This window comes from Kineococcus sp. GCM10028916, assembly GCF_042674865.1.
In the GTDB taxonomy this organism is placed as follows: domain Bacteria; phylum Actinomycetota; class Actinomycetes; order Actinomycetales; family Kineococcaceae; genus Kineococcus.
In genome coordinates this window covers 216,779-240,461 of record NZ_JBHTFM010000006.1, presented here as the reverse complement: position 1 = coordinate 240,461, position 23,683 = coordinate 216,779, and the positions used below count along the sequence as shown (strand labels likewise).

25 protein-coding genes and 1 pseudogene are annotated in these 23,683 nt (G+C 73.1%); 15 read left to right on the top strand and 11 right to left on the bottom strand.

The genetic code is table 11. The features are described from left to right. Window positions 1–66: 66 nt before the first annotated feature. The 5 genes from ACFQ46_RS08330 to ACFQ46_RS08310 all read right to left on the bottom strand — a co-directional run bounded on the left by ACFQ46_RS08330 (window position 67) and on the right by ACFQ46_RS08310 (window position 3,519). Window positions 67–834, bottom strand: coding sequence for a GAF domain-containing protein (locus ACFQ46_RS08330; protein ID WP_380258994.1), 768 nt, complete (start codon window positions 832–834; stop codon window positions 67–69). Continuing rightward, window positions 831–1,253 (bottom strand): STAS domain-containing protein, encoded by a 423-nt coding sequence (locus tag ACFQ46_RS08325; RefSeq protein WP_380258992.1) that lies wholly within the window; start codon window positions 1,251–1,253, stop codon window positions 831–833. The genes ACFQ46_RS08330 and ACFQ46_RS08325 overlap by 4 nt, the downstream gene beginning before the upstream one ends. Window positions 1,254–1,409: 156 nt before the next feature. Then, window positions 1,410–1,817 carry a RidA family protein gene (locus tag ACFQ46_RS08320; protein WP_328292531.1) on the bottom strand — a complete coding sequence of 136 codons (408 nt, stop codon included), beginning with the start codon at window positions 1,815–1,817 and terminating at the stop codon, window positions 1,410–1,412. Next, entirely contained in the window at window positions 1,817–2,587 is a 771-nt protein-coding gene (locus tag ACFQ46_RS08315; RefSeq protein WP_380258990.1) for an IclR family transcriptional regulator, read from the bottom strand. Before ACFQ46_RS08315 ends, ACFQ46_RS08320 begins: the two co-directional genes overlap by 1 nt. Next, on the bottom strand, window positions 2,584–3,519 hold the full coding sequence (locus ACFQ46_RS08310; protein ID WP_380258988.1) for a sugar kinase: 936 nt from the start codon (window positions 3,517–3,519) through the stop codon (window positions 2,584–2,586). The genes ACFQ46_RS08315 and ACFQ46_RS08310 overlap by 4 nt, the downstream gene beginning before the upstream one ends. Before the next feature lie 87 nt (window positions 3,520–3,606). On the opposite strand from ACFQ46_RS08310, the gene ACFQ46_RS08305 reads away from it, so the two are divergent. The 3 genes from ACFQ46_RS08305 to ACFQ46_RS08295 are packed head-to-tail and all read left to right on the top strand — an operon-like array spanning window position 3,607 to window position 7,078. Beyond that, complete coding sequence (locus tag ACFQ46_RS08305; RefSeq protein ID WP_380258986.1) at window positions 3,607–4,887, top strand: amino acid deaminase; 1,281 nt, start codon at window positions 3,607–3,609, stop codon at window positions 4,885–4,887. Further along, window positions 4,884–6,467 (top strand): amidohydrolase family protein, encoded by a 1,584-nt coding sequence (locus tag ACFQ46_RS08300; protein WP_380258984.1) that lies wholly within the window; start codon window positions 4,884–4,886, stop codon window positions 6,465–6,467. Before ACFQ46_RS08305 ends, ACFQ46_RS08300 begins: the two co-directional genes overlap by 4 nt. Continuing rightward, window positions 6,464–7,078, top strand: a complete 615-nt coding sequence (locus ACFQ46_RS08295) for a bifunctional 4-hydroxy-2-oxoglutarate aldolase/2-dehydro-3-deoxy-phosphogluconate aldolase (protein WP_380258982.1) — start codon at window positions 6,464–6,466, stop codon at window positions 7,076–7,078. Before ACFQ46_RS08300 ends, ACFQ46_RS08295 begins: the two co-directional genes overlap by 4 nt. Window positions 7,079–7,104: 26 nt before the next feature. Here ACFQ46_RS08295 and ACFQ46_RS08290 read toward each other — a convergent pair whose 3' ends face one another. Both ACFQ46_RS08290 and ACFQ46_RS08285 read right to left on the bottom strand, forming a co-directional pair. Then, a complete protein-coding gene (locus ACFQ46_RS08290; RefSeq protein ID WP_380258980.1) occupies window positions 7,105–7,296 on the bottom strand; it encodes a hypothetical protein in 192 nt (63 codons plus the stop codon). Between the two features lie 1,175 nt (window positions 7,297–8,471). Beyond that, a pseudogene (locus ACFQ46_RS08285) lies at window positions 8,472–8,630 on the bottom strand (DapH/DapD/GlmU-related protein); the annotation flags it as partial. A gap of 459 nt (window positions 8,631–9,089) precedes the next feature. On the opposite strand from ACFQ46_RS08285, the gene ACFQ46_RS08280 reads away from it, so the two are divergent. Both ACFQ46_RS08280 and ACFQ46_RS08275 read left to right on the top strand, forming a co-directional pair. Next, window positions 9,090–9,416 (top strand): ArsR/SmtB family transcription factor, encoded by a 327-nt coding sequence (locus ACFQ46_RS08280; protein WP_380259232.1) that lies wholly within the window; start codon window positions 9,090–9,092, stop codon window positions 9,414–9,416. Between the two features lie 89 nt (window positions 9,417–9,505). After that, entirely contained in the window at window positions 9,506–10,168 is a 663-nt protein-coding gene (locus ACFQ46_RS08275; RefSeq protein WP_380258978.1) for a PadR family transcriptional regulator, read from the top strand. Here the strand turns inward: ACFQ46_RS08275 and ACFQ46_RS08270 are convergent. Further along, window positions 10,146–10,730: a hypothetical protein gene (locus ACFQ46_RS08270; protein WP_380258976.1), complete on the bottom strand. Its 585-nt coding sequence runs from the start codon at window positions 10,728–10,730 to the stop codon at window positions 10,146–10,148. The genes ACFQ46_RS08275 and ACFQ46_RS08270 overlap by 23 nt on opposite strands. 123 nt (window positions 10,731–10,853) lie before the next feature. Between ACFQ46_RS08270 and ACFQ46_RS08265 the strand changes: the two genes are divergently transcribed. From ACFQ46_RS08265 to ACFQ46_RS08255, 3 genes are read left to right on the top strand one after another with little or no spacing between them, the layout of a single operon-like run. Next, window positions 10,854–11,606, top strand: coding sequence for a TipAS antibiotic-recognition domain-containing protein (locus ACFQ46_RS08265; RefSeq protein WP_380258974.1), 753 nt, complete (start codon window positions 10,854–10,856; stop codon window positions 11,604–11,606). Between the two features lie 59 nt (window positions 11,607–11,665). Then, window positions 11,666–12,559, top strand: coding sequence for a DNA/RNA non-specific endonuclease (locus ACFQ46_RS08260; RefSeq protein ID WP_380258972.1), 894 nt, complete (start codon window positions 11,666–11,668; stop codon window positions 12,557–12,559). 7 nt (window positions 12,560–12,566) lie between these two features. After that, window positions 12,567–12,929 (top strand): hypothetical protein, encoded by a 363-nt coding sequence (locus tag ACFQ46_RS08255; RefSeq protein ID WP_380258970.1) that lies wholly within the window; start codon window positions 12,567–12,569, stop codon window positions 12,927–12,929. A 1-nt stretch (window position 12,930) separates the two neighbouring features. Here the strand turns inward: ACFQ46_RS08255 and ACFQ46_RS08250 are convergent, their stop codons facing one another. After that, entirely contained in the window at window positions 12,931–14,442 is a 1,512-nt protein-coding gene (locus tag ACFQ46_RS08250; protein ID WP_380258968.1) for an alpha-N-arabinofuranosidase, read from the bottom strand. A gap of 140 nt (window positions 14,443–14,582) precedes the next feature. Here ACFQ46_RS08250 and ACFQ46_RS08245 point away from each other — a divergent pair, with 140 nt between their 5' ends. Both ACFQ46_RS08245 and ACFQ46_RS08240 read left to right on the top strand, forming a co-directional pair. Continuing rightward, on the top strand, window positions 14,583–15,614 hold the full coding sequence (locus ACFQ46_RS08245) for a LacI family DNA-binding transcriptional regulator (RefSeq protein WP_380258966.1): 1,032 nt from the start codon (window positions 14,583–14,585) through the stop codon (window positions 15,612–15,614). 43 nt (window positions 15,615–15,657) lie between these two features. Further along, on the top strand, window positions 15,658–16,620 hold the full coding sequence (locus tag ACFQ46_RS08240; RefSeq protein WP_380258964.1) for a quinone oxidoreductase family protein: 963 nt from the start codon (window positions 15,658–15,660) through the stop codon (window positions 16,618–16,620). Here ACFQ46_RS08240 and ACFQ46_RS08235 read toward each other — a convergent pair. Continuing rightward, on the bottom strand, window positions 16,617–17,351 hold the full coding sequence (locus tag ACFQ46_RS08235) for a VOC family protein (RefSeq protein ID WP_380258962.1): 735 nt from the start codon (window positions 17,349–17,351) through the stop codon (window positions 16,617–16,619). The genes ACFQ46_RS08240 and ACFQ46_RS08235 overlap by 4 nt on opposite strands. Window positions 17,352–17,369: 18 nt before the next feature. Beyond that, window positions 17,370–17,579 (bottom strand): DUF3072 domain-containing protein, encoded by a 210-nt coding sequence (locus tag ACFQ46_RS08230; RefSeq protein ID WP_328292512.1) that lies wholly within the window; start codon window positions 17,577–17,579, stop codon window positions 17,370–17,372. Between the two features lie 113 nt (window positions 17,580–17,692). On the opposite strand from ACFQ46_RS08230, the gene ACFQ46_RS08225 reads away from it, so the two are divergent. From ACFQ46_RS08225 to rsmA, 5 genes are all read left to right on the top strand, one after another. After that, the gene (locus ACFQ46_RS08225) at window positions 17,693–18,814 is read left to right on the top strand and encodes an acyltransferase family protein (protein WP_380258960.1); all 1,122 of its coding nucleotides are present in this window, start codon (window positions 17,693–17,695) and stop codon (window positions 18,812–18,814) included. A gap of 10 nt (window positions 18,815–18,824) precedes the next feature. Further along, window positions 18,825–20,627 carry a methionine--tRNA ligase gene (gene metG / locus ACFQ46_RS08220; protein WP_380258958.1) on the top strand — a complete coding sequence of 601 codons (1,803 nt, stop codon included), beginning with the start codon at window positions 18,825–18,827 and terminating at the stop codon, window positions 20,625–20,627. Further along, a complete protein-coding gene (locus ACFQ46_RS08215) occupies window positions 20,624–21,445 on the top strand; it encodes a TatD family hydrolase (RefSeq protein ID WP_380258956.1) in 822 nt (273 codons plus the stop codon). The genes metG and ACFQ46_RS08215 overlap by 4 nt, the downstream gene beginning before the upstream one ends. A 191-nt stretch (window positions 21,446–21,636) precedes the next feature. Further along, window positions 21,637–22,818 (top strand): ubiquitin-like domain-containing protein, encoded by a 1,182-nt coding sequence (locus tag ACFQ46_RS08210; protein WP_380258954.1) that lies wholly within the window; start codon window positions 21,637–21,639, stop codon window positions 22,816–22,818. Further along, window positions 22,791–23,657: a 16S rRNA (adenine(1518)-N(6)/adenine(1519)-N(6))-dimethyltransferase RsmA gene (gene rsmA, locus ACFQ46_RS08205; RefSeq protein ID WP_380258952.1), complete on the top strand. Its 867-nt coding sequence runs from the start codon at window positions 22,791–22,793 to the stop codon at window positions 23,655–23,657. The genes ACFQ46_RS08210 and rsmA overlap by 28 nt, the downstream gene beginning before the upstream one ends. Window positions 23,658–23,683 lie beyond the last annotated feature (26 nt).

The following is a 23,683-nucleotide window of genomic DNA, read 5'->3' as shown; positions in this document are numbered from 1 at the left end:
GCACCTAGCGCGGGGTCGCGAGCCCGTGCTCGGAAGGGGTTCCCCGAGGTCGGCGGTCTCCGGGGGTCAGGAACGCGGCAGGTCCCCGAGGTCGGCGACCGGCGTCCGGCCGCTGACGACGTCCTCGGCCACCTCCTCCAGCGTCTGATCGCGGGAGTGGGCGTGGGCGCGCAGCAACGCGAAGGCACTCGGGGTGTCGGTCTGGAGCGTCGAGTTGAGGATCCCGACGGCCAGCCACACCCGGTAGCGCCGGCTCGCCGCGTGCGTGTCCAGCCACTCGGCGGGGAGGGTGAGTTCGACCTCCTCGTCCTCGCCGTCGACGGTCGCCGCCCGGGTGTGACCTCGCAGGGTGGCCTGCAGCAGCACCGAACAGGCCATGCCCGCCACGGCCTGGGCGGAATCCACGTCGAAACCCGGGCGCACCTGGGCATCCGTGGAGTAGAGGTCGATCGCACCGATGCCGCTGCCGCCGCTCCCCAGCACCAGGGGCACGGCGACCACGGAGCGGTAGGGACTGTCCCGACGGACCCGCTGGTGCAGAGCCGGCCAGCGGCGGGCGAAGGACGGTTCGTCGGCCACGACCGGCGCGGAGTGCTGGAACGCGGCGATGCAGGGCCCTTCGCCGAGGGTGTACTGCCACTGCTCGGCGGCGGCGGCCTCGGGGGTGCTGGCCCCCAGCAGGACCCGGTGGTCACCGCCGAAGAAGCTGATGCTCGCGGCGTCGACCGCCAGCACGCTGGCGACGGTCCGGGCCAGGGTCGTGGGCACCAGGTCGGCGTCGTCCCAGCCGGCGTGGAAGACGTAGGCCTCGCGGAAGTGGTCGGCGAGGGTCATGCGGGCCTGCGAGCGCCGTGACGGTCACCGTTGAGGCCCGCCGGGACCGAGGGGCGGAAGTAGTCACGGGCCGCGTCGCGGGCGTGGAGACGTCGCACCTCCTCGTCCAGGGTGTGGTGGCCTCCGAGGCTGCGCCAGGCGTCGAACTCCTCGAACACGTCCTCGACGGCGCCGTGGACTCCGGCCGCGCGCACGGCGTCACCTCGACGACGTGCCCGGCGTTCCGCGTCGAGCAGCACCGAGAGACCCTCTTCGTCCAACGCGGTGGTGCGGCTGAGGTCGATCACCAGGGACCGGGTCGTGGGCAACGTGGTGTCGAGGCACGCGGAGAGCCGGTCCGTGGTCTCGGTGGTCAGGCTGCCCTGCAACGAGATGACCGCGAGGTCACCCTCGCGGTGCTGGTCGACGGAGAAGTCCATGCGTGCCCTCGAGGTGGGTGTGACGGCGCGCCCGCTGCTGGACCGGTGACTGCGGCCGGCCACCCGACAGGTGGCGAGGCCCTACCCCGGAACCTACCCCCACCCGACGTCTTGAACCACGAGGATCTGCGGCGACCACCGAGGTGGTCCGGGCCCCTAGTCGTCCAGGACGGCGAGCGCGTCGATCTCGACGAGCATCTCCTCGCGGGGCAGACCGGTCATGACGGTCGTGCGGGCGGGCAGGACACCGGAGGTGCAGTGCGCGCCGACGTACTCGCCGTAGGCCTCGTTCATCGCGGCGAAGTCGTCGCGCGTGGTGAGGTAGACGCGGAGCATGACGACGTCGTCGAAGCTCGCGCCACCCGCGCGGAGGATCGCGTCGACGTTGCGCAGGGTCCGCAGGGTCTGCGCCTTCACGTCACCGGGGTGCAGGTACTCGTTGGTCACCGGGTCCACCGGGCCCTGACCGGAGACCTGCAGCAGCGGTCCCTTGCGGACGCCCTGCGAGAACGTGTGCGCCGGGGCGGGGGCGTCGGTCGTGGTGACGGCGGTGCGGGTGGTCATCAGGAGTTCTCCTTCTCGTCGGGGTGGTCGAGGAACCCGCAGGAGCGGGAGATGTCCGCGGTCGCGGACAACAGGGCGGGCACGAGGTCGAGGACGGCCTCGTGGGGGAGCAGGACGTCGGGCACCGAGATCGAGACCGCGGCGAGGACGCGTCCGTCGGCGCCGCGGACCGGGGCGCCGACGCAGTTGACGAAGGTCTCGTTCTCCGCGTGGTCCTGCGCCCAGCCCGCCTCGGCGACGGTGGCGACCTCCGCGAGCAGTTCCTCGGGACCGGTGAGGGTCCTCGTCGTCAGGCGGGGGAACTCCAGGGTCGCCACGAGTTCCGCCCGGTCGGGGGGCCGCAGGTCGGCGAGGAACACCTTCCCGACGGCGGTGCAGTGCAGCGCGGCGGTGTTCCCGATGCGTGAGGCCATCCGGACGGCGGCGCTGCGGGGTTCGAGCTTGTCCACGTAGGTGGCGACGGAACCGTCGAAGGCGGCCAGGTGGACGGTCTGTCCGACGTCGTCGCGCAGGCGCCGCAACCGGGGGGCGGCCACGGCCCGGACGTCGAAGGAGTCCAGGGCCTGCTGGGCGAGGCGGAACAGGTGGGAGCCGAGGGCGTAGCGGTGCTGCTCGTCGTGGTGGACGTAGCCCGCGTCCTCGAGGACCCGCAGCAACCGCAGGACGGTGCTCTTGTGGGCCCCCGTCGCCTCGGCGAGTTCCCCCAGGCTCGCCGTACCGCCGGCGACGAGGTCGAGCAGCCCGAGGGCGCGCAGCAGCGACTGGCTCACCCCGTCAACGCCGGGACCTCGGCGGGGCGGTCGCCCCGGGTCACGAGAGCGGCTGCGGCGCAGCGGTGACCGAACCCGACGGCGGCGTCGACGGCGAACCCGTGGGCGCGGCCGGCGAGGTAGCCGGCGGCGAAGGCGTCGCCCGCGCCGACGGGTTCGACGACGTCGACCGTCAGGGCGGGGACGTGGCGGTCCGGGTTCCCCGGTTCGAGCACGAGCACGCCGTGCTCCTCCTGCTTCAGCAGGATCCGCCGGGCGTCCGGCAGGGCCGCGCGCAGCGCGGCCGGGTCGTCGGTCCCGAACACCACCCGCGCCTCGTCGGCGCCGAGCAGGACCTCGTCGGCCGCGGCGGCCAACCGGCGCAGCGGTTCCTCGCTGCGTCCGCGCCACAGCGCGGGGCGGTGGTTCAGGTCCACCGACAGCGTCGTGGCGCTGCCCCGCACCCGGTCGGCGAGTGCGGCGCAGAACGCGGCCGCGGACTCCGAGAGGCCGGGCGTGATCCCGCTGACGTGGACGGTGTCGGCCTCGGCCAGGGCCGCGCGCGCGGCGGGCCGGTCGAGGAACTCGGGGGAGAGGGCCGAGGCTGCCGACCCGCTGCGGTAGTAGTGCATGCGCGAGCGCCGGGACCCGTCGGCGGCGACCCCCGGAGCCTTGACGTAGAGGCCGGTCGGCCGGTCCGGGTCGAGTTCGACGGCGCCGACGTCCACGCCGACCCCGTCGGCGAGGGCCAGGACGTGCTCACCGAACCCGTCGTCGCCCAGGCGCGAGAGCCAGCTCACGTCCACGTCGAGGCGGGCGAGGGTCAGGGCCACGTTGAGTTCCGCGCCGCCGACGGTGCGGACGAAGAGGTCCGCCTCGGCCAGGGGGACGTCCTGGGCGGGCGTCAGCACGACCATCGCCTCGCCGACGCACAGGACCTTTGACCGGGACACGGCGCGATGCTAGAACGGCGTCGACCGCTGCTGCAACGTCCGTTGCACAGCGCGCAACGCAGTCACGACGCAGTGGAGGTCGGTGTGGTGTACGACGCCCCGGAGATCGGCGCGCTCCCGGCCGGGGGCAAGGCGGTGCCGGTCGACGCCTGGGGGGTTCTGGCCGACGAGTTCGTGGCGACCCGCCCCGGCCTGGCCGACCTCCCCACCCCGCTCGTCACCCTCGACGCCACCGCCCTGACCCGCAACGTCGCGACGATGGCCGCCTGGGCCGCCGCGGTCGGTGTCGACCTCGCCCCGCACGGCAAGACGACGATGGCCCCCTCGATCTGGCGGACCCAGCTCGAGGCCGGCGCGATCGGGATCACCGTCGCGACGGGGTGGCAGCTCACCGTCGCCCTGCGCGAGGGGCTGGACTGGGTCCTGGCGGCCTACCCCGTCCTCGACCCGCAGGTGCTGCGGTTCCTCGGCAGGCCCCGCACCGCCCGCGTCCTCACCTGGGTGGACGGGGTCGACGTCGTCGAGGCGATGGCCCCGCACGTCGCCGACGCCGTCGCACCCGTCGACGTCCTCGTCGAACTCGGGGCCACCGGGGGCCGGACCGGCGCCCGCTCCCGCGGCGCCGCGGTGGAGGTCGCCCGGGCGGTCGCCGCGACCCCCGGTCTGCGGTTGGCCGGGGTCGCGGGCTATGAGGGGGCGCTGGCCCATGACGCGAGCCCCGCGAGCCTCGTCGTGGTCCGCACCTACCTCTCCGACCTCGCCGCGCTGCACCGGACGCTGCTGGAGGAGGGTCTCCACGGGGACGTGCCCGGTGGCCTCGTCGTCAGCGCCGGCGGCAGCGCCTACTTCGACGCCGTGGCCGACGTGCTCGCCGCGGTGCACGACCCCGACGGGGTGCGCGGAGCCCCGACGCGCGTCGTCGTGCGCGCCGGCGCCTACGTCGCCCACGACGACGGGTTCTACCGCGGGATCACCCCGATGAACCGCGGCAGCGAGGGGGAGTTGCGCGCCGCCCTCCACGGGTGGGTCCGCATCGTCTCCCGCCCCGAACCGGGCCTCGCGCTCGGCGACGCGGGCAAGCGCGACCTCGCCTTCGACGAAGGGCTCCCCGAGGTGCAGGCGGTGCGCCGCGCGGCCACGGGCGACACCGAACCCCTCGAGGGAGCCACCGTCACCGCGATGAACGACCAGCACACGTTCCTGTCCCTGACCGGGGACGCCCGGGAACTGCGGGTCGGTGACGTCGTTCGCCTCGGTCTGTCCCACCCCTGCACGACGTTCGACAAGTGGCAGCTCCTGCCCGTCGTCGACGACGCCCTCGCCCCGCAACCCGTGCTCGTCGACTGGGTGCGCACGGTGTTCGGGTGAACCTCGTCGTCCGCGGCGCCACCATCGTCGACGGCACGGGGAGACCCGGCCGCCGCGGAGACGCCCTCGTCGTCGACGGCCGGATCGCGGAACTCGGGGACGTCGGGACGACCGCCGGGGCGCGGGAACTGCGGGCCGACGGACTCGTGCTGTCGCCGGGTTTCATCGACATGCACGCCCACTCCGACCTCGCCGTGCTCACCGACCCGCAGCACCTCGCGAAGACCACCCAGGGGGTCACGACCGAGGTCGTCGGCCAGGACGGGCTGAGCTACGCCCCCGTCGACGCCGCCGCCCTCGCCGTCCTGCGCGAACAGCTCGCGGGGTGGAACGGGATCCCCGACGACGACCTCGGGTGGCCCGGGGTCGGGGCCTACCTCGACCGCGTCGACCGCGGCGCCGCCGTCAACGTCTGCTACCTCGTCCCCCAGGGCACGGTGCGGATGGTCGTCGTCGGAACCACCGACCGCCCCGCCACCGCGGCGGAACTCCGGCGCATGCGGGAACTCGTGGGACTCGGCATGGCCGAAGGTGCCGTCGGGATGTCGAGCGGACTCACCTACACCCCCGGCATGTACGCCGACACCGCGGAACTCGTGGCGTTGTGCGAGGTCGTCGGCGCGGCCGGAGGTTTCTACGCCCCCCACCAGCGTTCCTACGGCAAGGGCGCCCTCGAGGCCTACGCCGAGGTCGTCGACGTCGCCCGCCGCGCCGGCTGCGCCCTGCACCTCACCCACGCCACGATGAACTTCGGCGTCAACGCCGGCCGCGGCGGGGAACTCCTCGACCTCGTCGACGCGGCGCTCGCCGACGGTGTCGACGTGACCCTGGACTCCTACCCCTACCTGCCCGGGTCCACCACCCTCGCGGCGGTGCTGCCGAGCTGGGCGAGCGAGGGTGGCCCGGAGGCGACCCTGCTCCGCCTCGAGGACCCGGAGGCGTTGCGGCGCATCCGGTACGCCCTCGAGGTCGAGGGGTCCGACGGCTGCCACGGCGTCACGGCCGACTGGGACACGGTGCAGGTCTCCGGGGTCCGGCACCCGGAACTCCCGGACCTCGCGGACCTCGTGGGGCGGAGGATCACCGGTTTCGAGATGTTCGTCGACGTCCTGCGTCGCGACCGCCTCGGCACGACGATCCTGCAGCACGTCGGCCACGAGGAGAACGTCCGCGCCATCATGGCCCACCCGCGCCACACCGTCGGCAGCGACGGCCTCCTCGTCGGTGCCCGCCCGCACCCCCGGGCCTGGGGGACGTTCCCGCACTACCTCGGGCACTACGTGCGGGAGGAGGGGGTCCTCGGGCTGGAGGAGTGCGTCGCCCGCATGACCTCCCGTCCGGCCCGGCGACTGGGGCTGCGGGACCGCGGAGTCCTGCGGCCGGGCGCGGTCGCTGACCTCGTCCTTTTCGACCCGACGACGGTGGCCGCCGGGGCCACCTTCGAGCACCCCCGACGCCAGGCCGTCGGGATCCCGCACGTCCTCCTCGGCGGCGAGCCCGTCGTCGCCGACGGGCGGCGCACCGACGCGCTGCCCGGGCGGGCGCTGCGCCACCACCCCTCGACAGGAGTCACCGCATGAGCCTCGAGCAGTTGTTCACCGACCGGGTGGTGGCCGTCGTCCGCGCGCCGGAGATCCCCGACGTCCGGGCCCTGTGCGCGGCGTTGGCCGCGGGCGGGATCCGCACCGTGGAACTGACGTTCACCACCCCCGACGTCCTGCGCCACCTGCGGGAGGCCGCCGGCGCCGAGGGGATCTCCCTCGGCGTCGGCACGGTCCTGGACGACGACGACGCGCGGGCCGCGATCGACGCCGGAGCCCGCTTCCTCGTCACCCCGGGCCTGCGGCCCGCGGTGGCGACGGCCGCGGTGGCGGCGGGGATCCCGTTCCTCATGGGCGCGTTCACCCCCAGCGAGGTCCTGGTCGCGCACGAGTCCGGAGCGGCCGCGGTCAAGGTGTTCCCCGCGGGCCGTCTCGGGCCGGGCTACCTGACCGACCTGCACGGCCCCTACCCCGACGTCCGGCTCGTCCCCTCCGGTGGGGTCAGCGCGGGCAACGCCGCCGAGTACCTCGCCGCCGGTGCGGCCGCCGTCACTGCGGGCACCGGAGTCGTTCCGCCGCAACTGGTCGCCGCCGCGGACTGGGCGGGCATCACCGAGCGGGCCGCCGCCTTCGTCGCCGCGATGGGCTGACGGGAGGCCCGCACCGCGTCCCCGGGTCAGTCCGAACGGCTCCGGCGGTGCCGGGCGAGGAGGGCGAACCCGGCGATGCACGCCGCGAGCCCGACGCCCCGCACCCACCACGGCCAGCGGTAGTAGCCGGCGAAGGCGGCGAAGGCGTAGTACGCGACGAACGCGAGGACCGCCCAGACCCAGAGAGGCAGACGGCGGCGTCCGCTGGGGGAGGGCATGTCGTCAGGCTACCGCCGGGGAGGGGAACGTTCCGCGGCTCCCGTGAGCTTTGCGAGCCGCGGAACGTTCCCCTCGAGGGCCGGGTTCAGCGTGGGAGGACGGTGATCGCCGCTTCGGGGCGGTGCACGCCGCGGGGGCGGTAGCGCAGGACGTCGGAACAGCCGGCGAGGTCGGCCAGCAACCACACGATGGCCAGCCACATCTCGGTCCCCTGCAGGCCCGGTTCGCGGCCGACCATGAACGAGAAACCCCTGCCGTCCTGCCAGGTGCGCAACGCGTCGGCGAGCAGCCCCCGGGCCGCCGTGACCACCTCCTCGCGGCGGTGGTGGGTCTGCTTGCCCGCGAGCCAGAGGGGGTGCGCCACGTCGAGGACGTTGCAGGCGTTGCGGCGTTCGGGGGCGAACAGCTTCTGGTCGGCGAGGTGGGTCAGGACGGTGTCGACGACGCGTTCGGGGTGGGGGAGCGGAACCCCGAACTGGGCGAAGGTCCCACGGCTCGCGCGGTAGAAACCGTTGACGACCTGCAGCACCCCCTCGCCCGGGGCGGGCGTTCCCCACATCCCGGTACCGGGCGCGGCGCGCGTCGTGAGCCACCCGAAGAGCGCCTCCAGGGTTCCGGGGACCCCGCGCTCCCCGCGCGCCAGGTTCCAGCGGAACGCGGTCCCCGCCGCGTCGACCCAGGCCCCGGATCCCCACGCCCGGCCGTTCCACGGGAGGCCGTCGAGGTTCTCCAGGAGTTCTGGTGCGGTCATCCGGGCGAAGTACCCGATCGGGTGCGGGAACTCCTCGCCGAACACGTCGAGGGCGTAGCCCACGGAGAGTGCGTGGTAGAGCACGTTGCCGTCGCTGGGGTCCGGGGTTCCCGGGACGGGGAGGCCGTCGGCGCCGAACAACGGCACCAACCCCGTCTCCGGGTCCTGGAGCGCCGTGAGCCGGGCCAACTGCTCGTCGCGGGGGAGTTGCGGCGGGGCGTCGTCGAGCAGGTAGGCGGCGATCTCGAGGGCGTCGGCCTGGGCGCGGACGGTGGGGCCGGCGCCGGGGGAGTCGGTGAACTGGCCACCGGGCAGCGACGGGTTCCAGCACCTCGCCAGGACGTCGCCGGCCTGGGACCTGGCCCGTTCCTCGAACTGCCCCAGCGCGGTCGCCAGGTCGTCGCTCGCCCCGGCCGGCGGAACCCGCCAGCGGATCCGGCGGGCCGGGTTCCCGCCGACGATCGCTCCGGCGGGGACGTCCCGGGTCACGACCGCGCCCGCGGCGAGGACGGCGTGGTCCCCGACGTGGACGCCGTCGAGCACGACGACGTTGGAGCCGATCCACACGTCGTCGCCGATGACGATCCCGCGCGAACTCAACGGTTGCCGGAACACCGGCGTCCCGGGTTCGATGCCGTGGTTGAACCCGAGGATCGACGTGTGGGCCCCGATCCGGACACCGTCCCCGCAGCGCACGTCGCCGCGGACCACGGTGAAGACGTTCACGGTGCAGTCGGCGCCGAAGCGGACGTCGTGGCTGAGGTAGGCGTTCGCCGCGACGTAGGAACGGTCACCCAGGACCAGGGAGTCGGTCTCGACGGCGGCCAGCCGGCTGACGAACGCGTCGACGCCGAGCGACCACTTCGGGTGCTCGTCGTGGAAGGCCTGCTGCTCCTCCCGCTCGGCCGCGGTCGCCTCGCGGCGGAAACCCCAGGGTTCGACGTCGAACCTGCTCACCGGTCGTCCTCCCGTCACTGGAAAGCGCTTGCTCACACGCTAGCACCGTCGTCGCTCCCTTGACAGGCAAGTGCGTACTTGCCAATGCTAGGAGGTGTGGACGACGTGTTCAAGGCGCTGGCGGATCCCACCCGGCGCGCGATCCTCGACGAGCTGACGGAGGCCGGTGGTCAGACGCTCTCCGGGCTGCGGGCCCGGTTGATCGAGCGGCACGGGTCGGGCTCGACCCGCCAGGCCGTCTCGCAGCACCTCGCGGTCCTCGAAGGGGTCGGGCTCGTCGTGCTGCGCCGGGAGGGGCGCTGCACGTTCCTGGACCTGGACCCCGCTTCGCTGCGCAGGTTCCTGAGTGGGATCGAGGAGAGGTGGCGACCGGCAGGAGGACCCCTGCAGATCCGGCCGGCGAACTCCTGACCGCTCACCCCTTCACTTCTGAGCCATAGCGATATATCGTTGAGGCATCGCGACAGCACGAGGCTGCGCGATGACCCGGAGGTGCAGACATGAGAGGCAACCGATTCGCCGGCCCGTGGGGCGGCGCGTGGGAAGGTCGCCACGACGGCCGGGGGCACCACCCCGGCGGCGGCGGCCCGTTCGGTGGACCCGGACGGGGTTTCGGCCCCGGGTTCGCCGCGTTCGGCGAGATGTTCGAGGGACGGGGCCCCGGACGCGGTTTCGGGGGGTTCGGCCGGGGTGGTGGCCGTCGCCCCCGCGGTGACGTGCGCGCCGCGGTGCTCGTGCTCCTGGCCGAAGGGCCGAGCAACGGCTACCGGATCATCGGGGAGGTCACCCGCCGCAGCGACGGCGAGTGGAAGCCGAGCCCGGGGTCGGTCTACCCGATCCTGCAGCAGTTGCAGGACGAGGGGCTCGTCGCGGCGGACCCCGCGGACGCCAAGCAGTTCACCCTGACCGACGAGGGTCGCGCCTACGTCGAGCAGGAGTACTCCGAGACCCCGCCGCCGTGGGAGAACCTCGACGGCGGACCCGACCGGGAGCGCGCGCACCAGGTGCGCAGGCAGCTCGGCTCGATCGCGATGACCTACCAGCAGATCGCGATGTCCGGTCGCCCCGGTGACCTCCAGCGGGCCGGCGACGTGCTGGAGAAGGCACGCCGGGAACTGCTGGGGATCCTCGCCGAGGACCTCAGGGAAACGCCCGGAGGATGACCTGCGGGGTCGCCACGACGGGGGTCACCGCGTGGACGAGGTGGACCTGCCGCCAGCCGTCGGGCGCGAGCGCGCCGGTGGGCAGCAGGTCCGCCCGGACGGCGAGGTTGGCGCCCGGTTCGTGCGGACCCTCGGACCCGCGGACCGGACCGGTGCTGGCCTTCGCGCCCGCCCGGTGGTGACGGACGTGCTCGGTGATCCACCCGACGCTCACGCCGACGTCGCAGGTGGTGGTCAGGACGACGACCTCTGCCGGGTCCACGACGAGGGCGGCCAGGGTGCGGGCCGTCAGCTCGCGCAGTTCCCCGCGGGAGCGCGTGTCGCCGGGGTGGTGGTCGACGGTCAGCTCCACGTCGTCCAGCAGGTCGACCAACGGGCCCCAGTCGCCGAGGACGGGGGCCAAGGTGCCGGCGTCGCAGCACGTCGCGAGCACCAGGGTCGTGGGGATGCCGGCCGCGGAGGCCTCGTCGGCCGCGGCCGCCAGGTGCTCCAGGCAGGCGTCCAGCGCGGGCAGGTCGCCCGCAGGGACCGGGAGCAGCACGACAGCCCGCGTGACACGCACGAGAAATCCTCCTCCGTCGGCCCTGGACGTTCCTGTCCACTGAGCGTTCGTGTCGTCACGAGACGGCGATCCCTTGAGTCCCGGGCTTGCAGTTGTCGTGGCGTCAACTCCTACCGTCGTCCCGTGCACGCGAGAACACGGGAGTGGACGATCCACGAGGTCGCCACGGCCACGGGGGCGACGGCTCGGACCCTGCGCCACTACGACGACGTCGGACTGCTGACCCCCAGCCGCACCGGGGCCAACGGCTACCGCTACTACGACGCCGTCGCCCTGCGCCGGTTGCAGCGGATCCTGCTGCTGCGCGAGCTGGGTCTGGGCCTGGCGGCCATCGCCGACGTCCTCGAGGCCCGGGTCGACGAGGTCGCCGCCCTGCGGACGCACCTCGCCCTGCTGGAGGAGCAGGCGGACCGGATCGCCCGGCTCGCCGCGAGCGTGCGCACCACGTTGTCCCAAGGTGCCGACGGGGAGGAGATCGAGGTGACTCGGATGTTCGACGGTTTCGACGCAGGACGGTACGAGGAGGAGGTCGTCGAGCGCTGGGGGCGCCTCGCCCACGACGACGCCGGCCGGACGTGGTCCCAGCTCGGGGCGCAGGGCCGCGCGGAGCACCAGCGCGAGCACGAGGCGATCGCCGCCGGCCTGGCCGCCGCCGTGGGGGAGGACCCGGGCGCCCCGGCCGTCCAGGACCTCGTGCGGCGCCACCACGCCTGGGTCTCGGTGTTCTGGACCCCCGACGCGGCCGCGTACCGCGGGTTGGTGCGGATGTACGTCGAGGACGGGCGGTTCCGCGCCGTCTACGACGCCGCCGGACCGGGCACGGCCGACTTCCTGGCCCGGGCGGCGGACGTGTTCGCGGACCGTGCGTTGAGCTGACACCCTCCCGTCACCCGCAGGACGGCCCTCGTGTCGGAGGTCGGGTGCACCCTCGGAGGATGAGCGAGACGCAGACGGCGCAGGGACTGCAACTTCTCGGCCGGGCGGGGTTCGACCCCCGGTTCCTGGCGCCGGGTCCGCTGATCCCGATGCCCGAACCCCTCGACGGGGCCGAGGTCGTCGTCCTGCCGTACACGCACTTCTCCATCGTGCAGCGGCCGGACCGGCGCCTCGCCGCCGCGACGGTCGTCGCCGTCGACGGCGCCTCCCTGGTGGACGTCGAACGGTCGGGGGACCAGTGGTTCCTCGACCCGCGGCTGGGCCCCGACGACCAGGCGGGCGCCGAGCTCTACGCGCGCAACGACTTCGACCGCGGACACCTGGTGCGCCGCCGCGACCCCGGCTGGGGGGCGGAGGCGGTGCGGGCCAACGCCGACACGTTCTCCTACGCCAACGCGGCCCCGCAGGCCTCGACGTTCAACCAGTCGCTGGAGCTGTGGCTCGGGCTGGAGGACCACGTCCTGGCCTACGCCAGGCAGTGGGACCAGCGCCTCGTCGTGGTGAGCGGACCGGTGTTCGCGGACGACGACCCCGAGTACCGCGGCGTGCGGATCCCGCGCCGCTTCTACAAGATCGCGGCGTACCTGCTGCCGCAACCCCTCGACCTCGACCCCTCCGAGGAGGTGTCGGTGCTCGCCAGCGCCGGTTTCGTCCTCGACCAGACCCCGCTGGTGGAGGAGATCGTCGGGTCGCCGCGTTCCCGGGAGGTCCCCGAACTGGGCGGGTTCCGGATGTTCCAGGTCCCCGTCGCGGACGTCACTGACCTCACCCGGCTCGACTTCGGGCCGCTCGTCGCGGCGGACCGGATGCCGGGGCTGGTCCCGGTCTCCAGCGCTGAGGGCGAGGTCCCGCTCTGGCGCCCCGTTGGCCGGCCCGCGGACCTGCTGCTGTAGTGGCCGGGTGACGGCGGAGTGGTGGGAGCGCGCCCGGGCGGCCGAGACCGTCCGGGCGCAGGAACTGCTGCGCGACTTCGTCGGCGAACTGCGCCGCCGGGGGATCGCACCGGAGGCGCTGCGGGCCCGCGCCGGCTCGGCGCGGTACCGGACCGACCTCGTGGGGTGGTACCTGCGCGCCAACGGTTCGCTCGGGGTCGGGCCGGCGGGGGAGTACTACGTCCTCGACGTGGCGCCGAGCCTGGCCGGGCGGTTCCGGGGGGTCGTGATCGGCCCCTCGGAACCGCCCTTGCAGGTCGGTCGCGGCGCACGCGACGGCGAGTCCGTGGAACTCGCCGAACTGCTGCGCCTGCGGTTGGACGAGCTGTAGGTCAGCCCTTGCGGAGCTGGACGACGGCCCAGGACAGCGGGGGCAGCACGATCGTCGCCTGCTCGGCGGTCACGGTGACCTCCTCGAGGGTGCGCAGACCGACGGCCTGGTGGTCGCCCTCGAGGTTGGTGGTGTGGCGGTCCTGCCCCTCGGTGGCTGCGAGGACCTTCGCCGACACGAGGCGGTCCACGTCGAACCCCCGCAGCGGGACCTCGACCGAGGCCGGTTCGGTCTGGTCGCGGTTGGCCAGGAACAGCGTGAGGAACTCGTCGTCGTAGGTCGCCGCGGCGTCCACGACGTCGACGTCGCCGAACTGGTCCGTCTCGTACTTCTCGCTGGTCGTGACGACCTGCAGGACGTCGCCCGTCGCGAGGCGGCGCATCTGCTCGAAGGGGTGGGCGATGGACTGCTTCCACGCCTCCTTGCCGGGTTCGCTGCGCAGCAGGCCGATGACGTTCACGAGCTGCGCCTGCGCGCCGATGTGCACGCGGTCGGAGTGGCGGAGCAGGGAGTTCAGCAGGGTTCCGACGACGACGGCGTCGGTGATCGAGTACTCGTCCTCGATGACGCGCGGGGCGACGTCCCAGGGTTCGACACCCTCGGCGTGGTGGGGCTTCGACTGGTACCAGACGTTCCACTCGTCGAAGCTCAGGTTGATGCGCTTGGAGTGCTTGCCCTTGGCGCGCACCGCGTCCGCCGTCGCGACGACCTGGTCGATGAAGAGGTCCATGTCGACCGCGGAGGCCAGGAAGCTGGCGGCGTCGCCGTCGTGCTCCTGGTAGTAGGCGTGCAGCGAGACGTAGTCGACCGCGTGGTAGGAGAGTTCCAGGACGGTCTGCTCCCACTCGCCGAACGTCGGCATCGCGCGGCTGGAGGAACCCACCGCGACGAGTTCGATGTCGGGGTCGATCGAGCGCATCGCCATGCCGGTCTCGGCGGCGAGCCGGCCGTACTCCGCGGCCGTCTTGTGGCCGGTCTGCCAGGGGCCGTCGAGCTCGTTGCCGAGGCACCAGAGCTTGATGTCGAACGGGTCCTTGCTGCCGTGCGCCTTGCGCAGGTCCGCGAACTTCGTCCCGGAGTTCAGGTTCGCGTACTCCAGCAGGTCGCAGGCCTCCTGCAGCCCGCGGGTGCCGAGGTTCACCGCCATCATCGTCTCGGTCTCGACCTTGCGGGCCCAGGCGTCGAACTCCGCGAGACCGAACTGGTTGGTCTCGACGGAACGCCAGGCGCGGTCGATGCGGCGCGGGCGGTCCTCGCGGGGGCCGACGGAGTCCTCCCAGTCGAAACCGGAGACGAAGTTCCCGCCGGGGTAGCGGACGACGGTCGGGCCGATCTCCTTGGTGAGTTCGAGCACGTCGGTCCGCAGGCCGTCCTCGTCCGCGCTCGGGTGGTCGGGTTCGAAGATGCCGGTGTAGACGCAGCGGCCCATGTGCTCGACGAACGAGCCGAACAGCCTGCGCGGGACGGGACCCACGGTGAAGGCGGGGTCGAGGGCGAGACGAGCGGTGCGCACGGTTGGTCTCCTGTTTTGACGGTCACGACTGTGTGATGGCCACGGCGGTGTGAAGGGTCGGTCAGCGCGATTGCAACGTTGGAAGGCAGTCAACGCGAAAGCTGCAGCGCCGTCAAGGTGCTCGGTGCAAGAATGCGCCGGTGCCTCCCCGAAACGGTTCGCGACCCACGACGCTGCGGGACGTGGCCGAGGCGGCCGGCGTGTCCATCAAGACGGTGTCCAACGTCGTCAACGACCACCCGCACGTGCGGCCGGAGATGCGCGAGCGCGTCAAGGTCGTCATCGAGCGGCTCGACTACCGCCCCAACGGGATCGGGCGTCAACTGCGGCAGGGCCGGACGGGACTCGTCGCGCTCGCGCTGCCCAACGTGACGAGCCCCTACTACGGCGAGCTGACCTCCGCCCTGGTGACCGCGGCCCGGGCCCGCGGGATCACGCTGCTCGTGGAGCAGACCGACGGCGACCTCGAACGCGAGCGCGAGGTCGCCAACGGCTTCCCCGTGCGCCTGGTCGACGGCCTGGTCTTCGTCCCGCTGACCATGCCCGGGGGGGAGCTGGCGCAGCGCCGCGACTCGACGCCGGCCGTCCTGATCGGCGAGCACGGCGAGGGGTCGGGCTACGACCGCGTCACCATCGACTCCGTCGACCTGGGGGACATCGCCGTCCGCCACCTGACCGAGGTCGGCCGCCACACCATCGCCTTCCTCGGGGACAAGCTCCAGACGTCGACGCGGCCACCGGTGGTGGCCCAGCGCATCGAGGGCTACCGCAGGGCCTTGCGCCGGGCGAAGCTGAAGTTCGACCCCTCGCTGCTGTGGCCGCTGCCCGAGTGGGACCGCGTGTACGGCTACGAGGGGACCCTGGCGCTGATGGCCGCCCGCCCCGACGTCGACGCGATCTTCGCGGCCAACGACCTGCTCGCCTTCGGGGCGATGCACGCGCTGCGCGGGCTGGGGCTGCGGGTGCCGCAGGACGTCGCCGTCATGGGGGTCGACGACGTCGAGCAGTCCCGCTACAGCGCGCCCACCCTGACCACGATCACGCTGGACCGCTCCGAGATGGCCGACCTGGCCATGGGCCTGCTGGCCGACCGCCTCGCCGGGCACGACGGCCCGGAACGGCTGCTCACGGTGACCGGCCGGCTCGTGGTCCGGGAGAGTTCCGGCGGCTGACACCGGCCGCGCCGCCACCGGGGCGGGGTGGCAGCATCGGCCCGTGCGAGCCGTGCAGATCGAACGGACCGGGGGACCCGAGGTCCTCACCGTCACCGAGCTGACCACCCCGGAACCCGGGTCCGGCCAGGTCCTCGTCGACGTGGAAGCGGCCGGTGTGAACTTCATCGACACCTACCGCCGGAGCGGGGTGTACCCGCTGCAGCTGCCGACGGTGCTCGGCAGTGAGGGCGCGGGGCGGGTGGCCCGGCTCGGCCCGGGGGTCGAGGGGTTCACCGTCGGGCAGCTCGTCGCCTGGAAGGAGGCGCCCGGGAGCTACGCGGAACAGGTCCTGGTGGCCCAGGAGGAACTCGTCCCGGTGCCCGAGGGGGTCGAGGCCACCACGGCGGCCGCGGTGATGCTCCAGGGCCTGACCGCGCACTACCTCTGCACCGACACCTTCGCCGTCACCGAGGGCACCTGGGCGTTGCTGCACGCCGGGGCCGGCGGGGTGGGGTTGCTGCTGACGCAGATGCTGAAGCTGCGCGGGGCGAAGGTCCTCACCACGGTGTCGACGCCGGAGAAGGCCGAGTTGTCGCGCGCGGCGGGCGCGGACGACGTCGTCGGCTACGACGGGGCGAGCGCGCGGGCCCGCGAACTGACCGGCGGGCGCGGGGTCGACGTCGTCTACGACAGCGTGGGCAAGGACACCTTCGACGCGAGCCTGGACGCCTTGCGCCCCAGGGGGTTGATGGTGCTCTTCGGTGGTTCGAGCGGTCAGGTCCCGCCCTTCGACGTCCAACGGCTCAACACCGGGGGATCGCTGTTCCTGACCCGTCCGACGCTGGGTTCCCACACCCGGGACCGGGCGGAGCTGGTGTCGCGGACCGAGGAGGTCTTCGGCTGGATCGCGGCCGGGGACCTCGACGTGCGGATCGGGCACACCTACCCCCTGGCCGACGCCCGCCGGGCCCACGAGGACCTCGAAGCGCGGCGCACCACGGGCAAGCTCCTGCTGATCCCCTAGTCGACGGTGCCGCTCAGGACGCAGAACTCGTTGCCCTCGGGATCGGCCAGGACGGTCCAGCCCGCACCGTCGCCCTGACCGACGTCGGCGTGGCGGGCCCCGGCCGCGAGGGCGTCGGCGATGACGCGTTCCCGGCCGGGGCCGGTCCGGGTGGCGCGGACGTCGAGGTGCCAGCGGTTCTTCACCGTGTGCGGGGTGGGGGAGGAGACGAACTCCAGGAACGGGCCGCGGTTCCCGGCCCGCAGCGCGGACACCTGCGGGCTGGAACGGACCACGCCGAAACCGGCGACGGGGGCCCAGAAGTCGGCGAGGCCCCGCGGGTCGCGGGCCTGGCAGACGACGGCGGCGACGGTGCCGGTCCCGTCGTACTCCGGTCTCGGGTCGAGGACGCAGAACTCGTTCCCCTCGGGGTCGGACAGGACCACCCAGGGCGCCTCCCCCTGGCCCACGTCCGCGCGACGGGCTCCGAGGTCGAGCAGGAACTCCACGGTCTCCCGCTGCTCGGCGGTCGAGGAGGTGTCCAGGTCGAGGTGCACGCGGTTGGGGCCGACCTTCTCGTCCTGCACGTGCAGGAACACGAGTTCCAGCCCGGGTTCACCCGCCGGTGGGACGACGTCGATCTCGTCCGCGTCGGAGTACCCGACGCGCCACGAGAGGGCCTGCGCCCACCAGCGGGAGAGGTGGCCGGGATCGAGGGCGTCCACGACCACGTTCACCAGGCGGCTGTCCACGTCCGCGAGGCTAGCCGTTCAGGAGTTCCCGCGGCCGGTCTCCTGCTGCAGCTCGTCGATCATCTCGGAGGCGCGGGCCTTGTCGAGGTCCTCGGGGACCTCGCGTCCGGCTTCGCGGGCCAGGGTCTGCAGGTAGCTCTTCTGCGGACCGGTCATGGGCTCGTCGCCGGTGACCCAGGTCTCGGGGTCCTTCTCGGCGTTCTGGGTGGGGTCGGGGGTTTCGCTCACCGGCTGACCGTACGACGCCTGTACGAAGTGCGCGCGCCGACGGGTGACGCGAGTTCCCGGCCCCGCCACCGGCCGATACGGTGTGCCCACCGAACTGTCGTGGAGGGGGAATCGTGGCGTACGACGCCGCGGCGGAACGGGCCGTGAGGTCCCTGGTCGCTGCACCGCCACCGCGCGTGGCCTGGCCCGACGCCGCGAAGGCCGTCTGCATCCTGCTGGTCGTCCTGGGGCACGTGACGTACCTGCACGTGGAGGAGTCGCGCTGGTACGCGGCGGCCGGCGCCCCACCGCTCTGGGACCTCCTCGACGTCGTCCTGCGACCCGTGCGCATGCCGCTGTTCTTCGCGGTGTCGGGGTTCTTCGCCGCCCGGGCGCTGACGCGGCCCTGGCGCGCGTCGGTCCGAGGCCGGGTCGTGCAGAACTTCTACCTGCACGTCCTGTGGATGCTGGTGGGCTTCGGGGTCGCGCTCGCGGTCGGGATCCCGACCTTCATGGCCCCCGAGCACGCCTCCGGTCTGCCGGGCGCGGCGCTGACCGCCTCGACGGGACTCTGGTACCTCTACGCCCTCGCCGTGTACTTCGTGCTCGCGCGGGCCACCCGGTCGTGGCCGGCGCCGGTCCCCGTCGCGCTGGCCGCGGTGCTGGCCGTCGCCTCCTTCTCGGGTGTCCTGCCCGGGGCGGGCGACACCCACTCCGTCCTGGAGAACCTCGTCTGGTTCCTGGCCGGGGCGCGGTTCCCCGAGCAGGTCCGGCGGCTGTCGCGACGTCCCCGGCCGGTGGCCCTCGTCGCGGTCGTCGTCGTCCTGGTGGCGGTGCTCGGCGCCGTCCGGGTCCTGGACCTCCCGCGGGTGCCGGCCGCGGTGCTGGAGATCCCCACCCGGGCCGGGGCCGTGGTCGCCGGGATGCTGCTGGCCGTCCTGTTCGTCACGTGGTTCCCGCGGGCGGCGTCCCCGCTGCTGCGGCTGGGGCGACGGACCCTGCCGGTCTACGCCCTGCACGGACTCGTCCTCATCGTGGTGCAGCGACCGCTGGCCGCCGTCACCGAACCCCTGTTCGGGGCGTTGCCGCACCCGGCGCAGCTGCTGCTGGTGCTGGTGTACCCGCTCGTGCTGACCCTCGCGATCGCGTGGTGCTGCCTGGCGGCGCAGACGCTGGCGCAGCGGGTCGGGGCCGGCTGGCTCTTCGCCCTGCCGACGCGGAAGAGGTCGCCCGCCCGGCTCGTCCCGCCCGCCTAGACTCCTGACCATGACCCACGTCCTCTCCGCGGTGGCCTGGCCCTACGCCAACGGGCCCCGGCACATCGGCCACGTCGCCGGCTTCGGCGTCCCCTCCGACGTGTTCAGCCGCTACATGCGGATGGCGGGTCACGACGTCCTCATGGTGTCGGGCACCGACGAGCACGGGACGCCGATCCTCGTCCAGGCCGAGCAGGAGGGCGTGACCCCGCAGCAGCTCGCCGACCGCTACAACCGCGTCATCGCCGAGGACCTGCACGGCCTCGGCCTGTCCTACGACCTGTTCACTCGGACCACGACCGCGAACCACTACTCCGTCGTGCAGGAGATGTTCCGCACGGTCCACCAGAACGGCTACATGGTCGCGCGGAAGGGGATGGGGGCCATCTCCCCGTCCACGGGGCGCACCCTGCCCGACCGCTACGTCGAGGGCACCTGCCCGATCTGCGGCTACGACGGTGCCCGCGGCGACCAGTGCGACAACTGCGGCAACCAGCTCGACGCGATCGAGCTGAAGAACCCGCGCAGCCGGATCAACGGCGAGACGCCCGTCTTCATCGAGACCGAGCACTTCTACCTCGACCTGCCCGCGCTGGCCGAGGCCCTCGGCTCGTGGTTGCAGACGCGCGCCGACACGGGGCGCTGGCGCCCCAACGTCCTGAAGTTCTCGCAGAACCTGCTCGCGGACATGAAGCCCCGGGCCATGACCCGTGACATCGACTGGGGCATCCCGATCCCGCTCGAGGGCTGGGAGGACAACCCCGCCAAGCGGCTCTACGTGTGGTTCGACGCCGTCATCGGCTACCTGTCCGCCTCGGTGGAGTGGGCCCGGCGCAGCGGCGACCCGGACGCGTGGAAGGCCTGGTGGACCGACCCGTCCGCGGAGTCGTACTACTTCATGGGCAAGGACAACATCACCTTCCACTCCCAGATCTGGCCGGCCGAGCTGCTGGCCTACGACGGGCGGGGGGCGAAGGGCGGGGCTCCGGGCAAGTTCGGGAACCTCAACCTGCCGACCGAGGTCGTGGCGAGCGAGTTCCTCACGATGGAGGGCAAGCAGTTCTCCTCCAGCCGGGGGGTCGTCATCTACGTCCGCGACGTGCTGGCCCGCTACCAGCCGGACGCGTTGCGCTACTTCATCTCCGCGGCCGGCCCGGAGAACAACGACTCCGACTTCACCTGGCAGGAGTTCGCCACCCGGACGAACTCCGAGCTCGTCGCCGGCTGGGGCAACCTGGTCAACCGGACGGCGTCCCTCATCGCCAAGAACGTGGGGGAGATCCCCGCCGCCGGTGAGCTCACCGACGCCGACCGCGACCTGCTCACCACCACCCGTGGCGGGTTCGGGACGGTCGGGGACCTCATCTCCCACCACCGCCAGCGCGCCGGGATCGGCGAGGCCATGCGCGTCGTCGGCGAGGTCAACAAGTACCTCACCGAGCAGGAACCCTGGAAGATCAAGAACTCCGACCCCGAGCGGATGAAGTCGGTGCTGCACGTCACGGCGCAGGCCGTCTCCGACTGCCGGACGCTGCTCTCACCCTTCCTGCCGCACTCGGCGCAGAAGGTGCACGAGGCCTTCGGCGGCACCGGCACCGTCTCGCCGATGCCGGAGCTGCGCGAGGTCACCGACCTCGACGACGGCCGCGACTACCCGATCCTCACGGGCGACTACCGCCGCGGGGAGACGCTGCCGGAGTGGGCCTCGCACCCGGTCGTCCCCGGGACGCCGGTGGCCACCCCGACGCCGGTCTTCACCAAGCTCGACGTCGCGGCCGTCGTCGAGGAGGAACTGGCCCGGTTGCAGAAGTGAGGGGCGAACGCCCGCCCGCGCCGCAACCGCTGGCCGTCGCGGTGGTCGACAACCACACCCACCTGGACTCGGAGACCCCCGAGGACGTCGCGGTGCTGTTGTCCGCCGCGGCGGCGGCCGGGGTGCCGCGCAGCGTCCAGATCGGCTGCGACCTCGCCGCCGCGCGCTGGACGGTCGCGGCCCTCGACCGCCACCCGGAGCTGCTCGGGGGGATCGCGTTGCACCCCAACGAGATTCCCGACCTCGTGGCCGCGGGGCAGTACGAGGCCGCCCTCGAGGAGATCCGCACCCTCGCCGCGCACCCGCGCGTCCGGGTCATCGGCGAGACGGGCCTGGACCACTTCCGCACCGGCCCCGAGGGCGCCGAGGTCCAGCAGGAGTCCTTCCGCGCCCACATCCGCCTCGCCAAGGAACTCGGCCTCGCGCTGCAGATCCACGACCGCGACGCCCACGACGACGTCCTGCGCGTCCTGCGCGAGGAGGGGGCCCCGGAGAGGACGGTGTTCCACTGCTTCTCCGGGGACGCCGCGATGGCGCGGGTCTGCGGCGACGCCGGGTACTACCTGTCGTTCGCGGGGACGGTCACGTTCAAGAACGCCGACCCGTTGCGGGAGGCCCTGCGGGCTGCTCCGCGGGACAGGATCATGGTCGAGACCGACGCCCCGTACCTGACCCCGACGCCCCACCGCGGCCGGCCCAACGCCGGCTACCTGGTGCCCCTGACGGTCCGCTCGATGGCCGCGACGCTGGACTGCGACCTCGACGAGCTGTGCGCCGCGATCACCGCCACGACGGAGGCGGTCTACGGCCCCTGGTGAGGGGCCGAAGGGGTTCCGGCGGCTCAAGCGGTCACGGGGACTTGTCGAGAAGGTCTCGGAGCGGTTACGGTCCGCTCCTGTCGGCCGGATCGAGGTGGCCGGACCGAACGGTTCGACGTGGGGACGGGGGTCCCTCCGCGCGAGCCTGCGTCCGGGAACTCGTGCCCGGGCACATCGTCGAAGGATCCCTCGTGCCGTTCCCCCTCGCCTCCGCGGTCCGCCGCTCCTCCCGAACCGTGCGCATCGCCGCGGGAGGCACCTGCCTCGCCGCCGTGGTCGGTGGCACCGTGGCCTTCACGGCCTTCGACAAGGACGTCGTCATCGACGCCGACGGACAGCGGACGCAGGCGAGCGCCTTCGGCGGCACCGTCGCCGACGTGCTCGAGAAGCAGGGCATCACCGTCGGGGAGCACGACCTCGTCGCCCCCGCCGCGACCACCGACGTCTCCGACGGCCAGACCATCGTGGTCCGCTACGGCCGCCAGCTGACCCTCACCGTCGACGGTCAGACCAAGACCTACTGGACCACCGCGCAGACCGTCGACGCGGCGCTGTCCGACCTCGACGTTCGCGCCGACGGGGCCAAGCTCTCCGCCTCCCGCTCCGAACCGCTGGGTCGTGCGGGCCTCGCCCTCGACGTCACCACCCCCAAGGCCGTGACCGTCCTCGCCGACGGCCAGACCAAGAACCTCACCAGCACCGCTGCCGACGTCAACGGCCTGCTCGCCGAGGCCGGCGTCACGATGCGCCCGGGCGACGAGATGTCCAACGCCGGCGCCGACGCGCTGAGCGCCGGCATGGTCGTCACCGTCGTCCGCGTCGACCGCTCCGCCAGCACCGAGACCGTGGCCATCGCCCACGGCAGCCGCACCGAGAACACCGACACCCTCTTCACGGGCGAGAAGAAGGTCGTCACGCCCGGCGTCGACGGGTCCAAGACCGTCAGCTACGCCGACGTCTTCCGCGACGGCGTCCGCAGCCAGCACGACGTGATCGGTGAGGTCGTCGACGCCGCTCCCGTCGAGGAGGTCGTCCAGGTCGGGACGAAGGCCAAGCCCAAGCCCGTCCCGGTCGCCGCGCCGGCCGCGGCCCCCAGCTCCTCGGGCGGGGGCGGGGGCGGGTCCGTGGGCGGCAGCGCCGACGGCCTCAACTGGGGCGCGCTGGCCCGCTGCGAGTCGGGCGGGAACCCCTCGATCGTCTCCAGCAACGGCAAGTACCACGGCCTCTACCAGTTCAGCGTCTCCACCTGGAAGGCCGTCGGCGGCAGCGGGCTGCCGAGCCAGGCCTCCGCCGGCGAGCAGACCTACCGCGCCAAGCTGCTCTACCAGCGCGCCGGTGCCGGACAATGGCCCGTGTGCGGCAAGAACCTCTGAGTTCCCTCTTGTCGGCCAGGGACGTTCGCGACCTGGCCGACAAGCTCGACATCCGTCCGACGAAGACCCTCGGTCAGAACTTCGTCGTCGACGCCAACACCGTCCGGAAGATCGTGCGGGTCGCGGACCTGAGGCCCGAGGACGTCGTCGTGGAGGTCGGTCCGGGGCTCGGTTCGCTGACCCTCGCCCTGCTCGAGGCCGTCGACCGCGTCGTCGCCGTCGAGATCGACCCGGTGCTCGCCGCCGAACTCCCGGCCACCGTCGCGGCCCGCGGCCGCGCGGGCGCCGAGTTCGAGGTCGTCCTCGCCGACGCGCTCCAGGTCGCGGAACTGCCCGGCCCCGCGCCCACCGCCCTCGTCGCGAACCTGCCCTACAACGTCGCCGTCCCCGTCCTGCTGACGATGCTCGCGCGCTTCCCGAGCCTGCGCAGCGGTCTCGTCATGGTCCAGTCCGAGGTCGCCGACCGGCTCGTCGCACCCCCCGGCAGCCGCACGTACGGCGTGCCCAGCGTCAAGACGGCCTGGTACGCCGAGGCCCGGCGCGCCGGGTCCGTCCCCCCGCCGGTGTTCTGGCCCGTGCCCCGCGTCGACTCCGGTCTCGTCGCCTTCACCGCGCGCCCCGCCCCGGAGACGACCGCCACCCGCGAAGAGGTCTTCGCCGTCGTCGACGCCGCCTTCGCCCAGCGCCGCAAGACGCTGCGCGCGGCGCTCGCCGGCTGGGCCGGATCGCCCGCGCTGGCCGAGGAGGCGCTGCGGGCGGCGGGGATCGAGCCGTCCGTGCGGGGCGAGCAGCTCCGCGTGGAGGACTTCGCCCGCATCGCCGCGCACCGCGTGGGCTGAGGGCACCGTCGCGGCGGGGGAGCGGT